We start from the raw sequence: 5,390 nt of genomic DNA on the forward strand, positions 1-5,390 counted from the left end.
GCTTGGGGCCATTAACCAAGCGCTTTGGAGTAGGCTTGGAGCACCACCACATGGCCAACTACGATGCAGAAGCGACGGGGCGCCTGCTCTTTATCTTCATCAAAGATGTTGCTGAAAAGCATGGGGTGACCAATCTCAAGGATTTGAATATCGATCTGATCAATGAAAATTCCTATAAGAAGGCGCGGGTCAAGCATGCCACGATCTATGTCAAGAATCAGACCGGCCTTAAGAATATGTTTAAACTGGTCTCTCTTTCTGGGACCAAGTATTTCGAAGGGGTCCCACGGATTCCCAAGACCGTGCTGGATGCCCACCGAGAGGGCTTGATCCTTGGATCAGCTTGTTCTGAAGGAGAAGTCTTCGATGCGGTCGTCTCTCAAGGAGTTGACGCGGCAGTCGAAGTGGCTAAGTACTACGACTTTATCGAGGTTATGCCACCGGCTATCTATGCGCCTCTCATTGCCAAGGAGCAGGTCAAGGACATGGACGAGCTCCAGACCATTATAAAGAGCTTGATTGAGGTGGGAGATCGCCTAGGTAAGCCCGTTCTTGCCACAGGGAATGTCCACTATCTGGAACCGGAAGATGAGATCTATCGGGAGATCATTGTCCGCAGTCTCGGGCAAGGGGCCATGATTAACCGGACTATCGGCCATGGAGAAAACGCCCAACCAGCACCCCTACCAAAAGCCCATTTCCGTACAACCAATGAAATGCTGGATGAATTTGCCTTTTTAGGGGAAGACTTGGCGCGCAAGATTGTCATTGAAAATACCAATGCCCTGGCAGAAATCTTCGAACCTGTCGAAGTGGTCAAGGGTGACCTCTATACGCCATTTATCGACAAGGCCGAAGAAACAGTTGCGGAATTGACCTATAAGCGAGCCTTTGAGATCTATGGTAATCCGCTCCCTGATATTGTCGATCTGCGGATTGAAAAGGAATTGACCTCTATCTTGGGGAATGGCTTTGCCGTGATTTATCTGGCCTCGCAAATGCTGGTGCATCGTTCCAATGAGCGGGGCTACCTGGTTGGATCGCGTGGATCCGTTGGATCCAGCTTTGTCGCGACCATGATTGGGATTACGGAGGTTAATCCGCTCTCGCCTCACTATGTCTGCAGCCAGTGCCAGTACAGTGAGTTCATCACTGATGGCTCTTATGGATCTGGTTTTGATATGCCGGATAAGGATTGTCCAAACTGTGGCCACAAGCTCAGCAAAAACGGCCAAGACATTCCGTTTGAGACCTTCCTTGGTTTTGATGGGGACAAGGTACCCGATATCGATTTGAACTTCTCAGGGGAAGACCAGCCGAGTGCCCACTTGGATGTTCGCGATATCTTTGGGGAAGAATATGCCTTCCGGGCAGGAACAGTAGGTACCGTCGCGGCCAAGACTGCCTATGGGTTTGTCAAGGGCTATGAGCGGGATTTTGGCAAGTACTATCGAGATGCTGAGGTCGAACGTCTGGCCCAAGGTGCCGCTGGGGTCAAGCGGACGACCGGTCAGCACCCGGGGGGAATCGTTGTTATTCCAAACTATATGGATGTCTATGACTTTACTCCGGTCCAGTATCCAGCAGATGATGTGACAGCTGAATGGCAGACCACTCACTTTAACTTCCACGATATCGATGAGAACGTCCTCAAGCTCGATGTCCTAGGACACGATGATCCGACTATGATTCGCAAACTCCAAGACTTGTCAGGAATTGATCCGAATGATATTCCTATGGATGACCCAGGTGTCATGGCCCTCTTTTCTGGGACGGAAGTGCTAGGGGTGACAGCCGAGCAGATCGGAACGCCGACAGGGATGTTGGGGATTCCAGAGTTTGGGACCAACTTTGTTCGGGGCATGGTCGAAGAGACCCATCCGACGACCTTCGCAGAGTTACTTCAGCTCTCTGGTCTGTCTCACGGTACCGACGTGTGGTTGGGAAATGCCCAAGACTTGATTAAGGCAGGCATTGCCGATCTATCGACCGTTATCGGGTGTCGGGACGACATCATGGTTTACCTCATGCACGCGGGTCTCAAGCCTAAGATGGCCTTTACCATCATGGAGCGCGTGCGGAAAGGGATGTGGCTCAAGATCTCAGAAGAAGAGCGCAACGGTTACATCCAAGCCATGAAGGAAAACAATGTCCCTGAATGGTACATCGAGTCCTGTGGGAAGATCAAGTACATGTTCCCTAAAGCCCATGCGGCGGCCTATGTTATGATGGCCCTTCGTGTGGCCTACTTTAAAGTGCATCATCCACTTTATTACTACTGTGCTTACTTCTCGATTCGGGCCAAGGCCTTTGACATCAAGACCATGGGTGCAGGCCTTGAGGCCGTGAAAGCGCGGATGAAAGAAATCTCTGAGAAACGCAAGAACAACGAAGCTTCCAATGTAGAGATTGACCTCTACACCACCCTTGAGATTGTCAATGAGATGTGGGAGCGGGGCTTCAAGTTTGGTAAGCTAGACCTCTATCGCAGTCAGGCGACAGAATTCTTGATCGATGGGGATACCCTGATTCCACCATTTGTCGCTATGGATGGTCTGGGAGAGAACGTTGCCAAGCAAATCGTGCGAGCGCGTGAAGAAGGAGAATTCCTCTCTAAGACCGAGCTCCGGAAGCGTGGCGGTGTTTCGTCTACCCTGGTTGAAAAGATGGATGAGATGGGCATTCTTGGCAATATGCCAGAGGATAACCAGTTGAGCCTCTTTGATGATTTGTTCTAGAAACAAAGGAGGAGAACATGAAGGTAGAAATTTTTGCAGAAGACAAACCAGCTGAAAAAGTCTTTGAGTACAAGCTAGAAGTGGCAGACAATGTCCTGCTCCTTTCCACCGCCATGCTCTCAGGAGCGATTGCTCTAGCCGGCTTATTTTCAGCCTTGAAAGATTAACTGACAGCCTCTATTTTCCTTTTGAAAATAGAGGTTTTTCAGTCCTTTCAGATCTGATAAGTGTTTTCTTTGGCACTGGATTGTGTTACAATTTTTAGTGACAAGTGTTTGTAACAAGGAAACAGAAAAAATGAAACAGAGGAAAAGCGCGTGGTAAGATATTTAGTAGGGCCTTACAACAATAGTTGGAACTTTATGGATGCGATTGAAAAAGCGCAGGATGGGGATACCATCGAGTTTGAAAATGGGTATGTCTTTCAATGGCCGACAAATAAAGTGATCGAGATCGACAAGAACCTTCATTTCGTGGGGCATGTGGTCCCAAATCCAAATGGCAATGGGCGCATGTTTAACAACATCATTGAGGCTTCCTTCCGATTTGTAGAGGGAGCTCAGGTGACATTTGAAGATCTGTGGTTTAAAGTTGGTGGGAATTATACTACCTTGCTCTTATGGAATAGCTCAGATATCACCTGTAAACAGGTCTATTTTGAAGCAACCACTCCGACAAATAGTGAATTTTTTATCTATATGGATACGCATTCGAAGTTGACACTGGAAGGAGTCGGGATGAAGGTTCCGGAAAAACACCAAAGTGCCATCGGTATGTCCGCTTCGGAATTGACTATTCGCAATTCAACGATCTTTTCTAAGATAGATCTGTCAGAAGGCTCTAAATTGGCCTTAGAAAATGTCCATATTGAAATATTTGGGAATAATACCATCCATGCCAAGGACTCAGAAGTGATCGCAAAAAATTCAACGATTACAGGCGGGGATCTGGAAAATGATTTTCCACCAGTTTGGTTGAGGAATGTCATTTGGGAGTCTGAAAACTGTAAAATAGAGTTGCCTACAGGAACTGGAATCTGTCTTGATAACAATGTGCAATTCAATTCGGATTCGGATCATATGACCTCCATCAATTCATACAATAGTATGATCCGAGCTCACCAGGCTACATTTTCAGAATTTTTATGCGTCTATGAAGAATCCTTTGCTTCCCTGACTGGAGAAACAACCTTCTTGAATGAGAATGCCGAAACCATTTCATTTGGCGTTTTTGATGAGGGTGTGCTGATGGCTGAGCATATGATTTGTCATAAGATTGCGGATCCCAATATACGGCTTCAAGGTGGAGCCTTTGCGAAGGTGGACACCGTGACCTATAGGCAGGGCGATGCGCGTGATCTGACCAAGGAAATCGAGGATGGCTGTGACTATCTCATTGGCAGAGAAGTGGCCAAGGGCAATGCGCAAGTCGTTGCTACGGGACAGGCGACGGATGCAACGGTGGCATCAACCCCTACAACGGGCTCTGGACCAGAGAAGAAACAAGATGCTCTTCAGGAACTCAATAGCCTGATCGGTCTTGAAAAAGTTAAACATGAGATCAAGAAAATGATCAACATGGTGGAATTTAACAAGAAACGAATCGCTAGTGGCAAGGCTCCTGAAAAGCAAACACTCCATGCAGCCTTTATGGGAAACCCTGGTACAGGAAAGACCACTGTGGCCCGTCTGTTGGGACAAGTGCTCTTTGATGCAGGTGTCCTCTCAGGGGAGGAATTCCGTTTTGTGGAAGCAACGGAGTCCGATCTGATCTCTTCGAATATTGGAGGAACAGCCGAACAGACCCAGGCCTTGCTTGAAAAAGCGCGTGGGGGCATCCTCTTTATTGATGAAGCCTATAGCTTGGATAAAAAGGACAGCGGCGCAGATTTTGGGATCGAGGCGATCAATACCATCCTCAAATTTATGGAGGACAATCGCGATGACATCATGATCATCTTTGCCGGTTATACCAAGGAAATGGAGGAGTTCTTAAAGACCAATCCAGGACTTCGTTCTCGGGTGCCAAATAATTTCATCTTTGAAGATTTTACAGGAGATGAGATTGTCCAACTGGGCGAAATGATCCTAAGCAAAGGGGACTACAAGCTCGAAGACCGGGATTACTATGCGCGTCATGTCAAACGGGCCTATGATGGCTCGCTAGATAAGAGCAATGGCCGCTGGATCCGTAACCTGGATGAGCAATTGACTAAGACCATGGCAGATCGGGTGGTGGCCCAAGGTTCCGATGATATTGAGACCATCCTCAATAGCGATATCGATGCTGTCCTTAACCAAGGCAAGTACCAGGCAGGAGCCGATAAGGAAGAAGATGGAATGGCTGCTCTCAACCGTTTGGTTGGCATTGCCAAGGTGAAAGAGCAAGTGGAACAGTTCGTAGCCATGGCTGAGTTCAACCAAAAACGGGCCGAACAAGGAGGAATCGTCGAAGATACGACCTTGCACTCCCTCTTTCTTGGAAATCCCGGCACAGGGAAGACCACCGTTGCCCGCATTTTGGGTAATATCCTCTTCCAAAAAGGGGTGATCAATCAGAAGAAATTCATCGAAGTATCGCGGAGCAATCTGGTTGGAGGCTACCAAGGTCAAACAGCTTTGAAGACGCGTGAAGTTTTGGAGAGTGCACTGG

At 48.0% G+C, this 5,390-nt stretch carries 3 protein-coding genes; all 3 read left to right on the forward strand.

Translation table 11 applies throughout. The features are described from left to right. The coding region (locus tag PAN06_RS12760) for a PolC-type DNA polymerase III (RefSeq protein ID WP_269796508.1) at positions 1–2,738 on the forward strand (2,738 nt) is incomplete at its 5' end. A gap of 17 nt (positions 2,739–2,755) precedes the next feature. Further along, complete coding sequence (locus tag PAN06_RS12765; RefSeq protein ID WP_003010006.1) at positions 2,756–2,905, forward strand: hypothetical protein; 150 nt, start codon at positions 2,756–2,758, stop codon at positions 2,903–2,905. A 150-nt stretch (positions 2,906–3,055) separates the two neighbouring features. Then, the coding region (locus PAN06_RS12770; protein WP_269796509.1) for an AAA family ATPase at positions 3,056–5,390 on the forward strand (2,335 nt) is incomplete at its 3' end.

The sequence above is a fragment of the Streptococcus sp. SM3 genome, assembly GCF_027497875.1.

Excerpts from the sequence above, each read along its gene's own strand:
- PAN06_RS12765 (WP_003010006.1), top strand. The coding sequence starts at position 2,756 with ATGAAGGTAGAAATTTTTGCAGAAGACAAACCAGCTGAAAAAGTCTTT.